The organism is Parasediminibacterium schistidii (assembly GCF_046546515.1).
In the GTDB taxonomy this organism is placed as follows: Bacteria; Bacteroidota; Bacteroidia; order Chitinophagales; family Chitinophagaceae; genus Parasediminibacterium.
Map to the genome: position 1 here is coordinate 1 of NZ_JBKHKJ010000086.1, position 1,068 is coordinate 1,068.

At 34.7% G+C, this 1,068-nt stretch carries 1 protein-coding gene; it reads right to left on the reverse strand.

What is annotated here, in order from left to right:
- Nucleotides 1-204: 204 nt before the first annotated feature.
- Nucleotides 205-1,068: hypothetical protein (locus ACHFIY_RS19260; protein WP_410847760.1), on the reverse strand; the 864-nt coding region annotated here is incomplete at its 5' end.

A 1,068-nucleotide genomic window follows, 5' to 3' on the forward strand; every position in this document is an offset into this window, starting at 1 on the left:
TAACGAGTCGGTATTTGCTGATGTGGCTGAAAATAGCGCTGGGTCAGCCGATAACAAAAGCCAAATACCTGCACCTAAAGTTCAAATATATAGCCTACTGCCCAATATTGTACGGTCAGCCGGAACAAAAGCTAAAAAAAGAACTAAATGCCGAGTGAGTTCCGTCAAGCCAGCCATATCGCAAATATGGATGTTGCCTGCAGTTTATTTGTTTAGGCTGTAACTGTCCTCAAATTCAATGTCACTGTAATAGTCGGGCAATATTGTTTGTGTCTTAGAAATTGAATTAATTCTAAGCGTGTCATTTTTTACAATTGCTCGGATTGTCCTGTATACAATGTGCTTTTGTGGTCTTTCAACAAATTCAACATTTATTATATTAGGAATGTCTCTCTGCCTAACGTTAAAGGTTTTGTTCTCTGTCAAATAATTATACCTTTTCTCTGTGTAGTTTAAAAGATACTCTATTCTGATTGAAGCAAGTTTGTCAAAGTTTGGAATGTCTTTGTATGAAATAACTACTGAATTATTTACATCCAAAGCGAATATCTTTTCAGGACTCTCTATATGAGCATCATAGTCATATTCATATTCAATTTTTATACTTTTATTTTTTAAAACAGAGCCTTTGTCTGTTTTAAAGGTTATTGCAAACTCCTGTTTTGAGCCTCTTTTGTAAGTTGCTTTTGTATTGTTCTCTTCAACTTGATAGTTGTCATAAAAAAACAAAGTGTCATTATTCTTTTTCCAAGTTCCTTTATAGCTGTGCCAAGTAAAGCAACTCACATTCGGTCTGCTCCAAAATTGAAATGTTGTGTCAGGATTTAAGGTAATCTCATTTATTTTAGGTTCAAAAAATCTAAAACCCAAAAGTGTATCCTTTGGTCTTGTCTCGCTGTAATAAGCATTCAAATTATTACTATATGTAATTGCCTTGACCTGTCCGTAGATTGACTGTCCTGCTGTGGCAAGGATTAATAGAACTGTCGCTGTAAATTTAAAATGCTTTGTCATTGTACTTTGTAAGGTGCAGCACTTTACGGTTTTATACAAATTGCAGGCAACGAG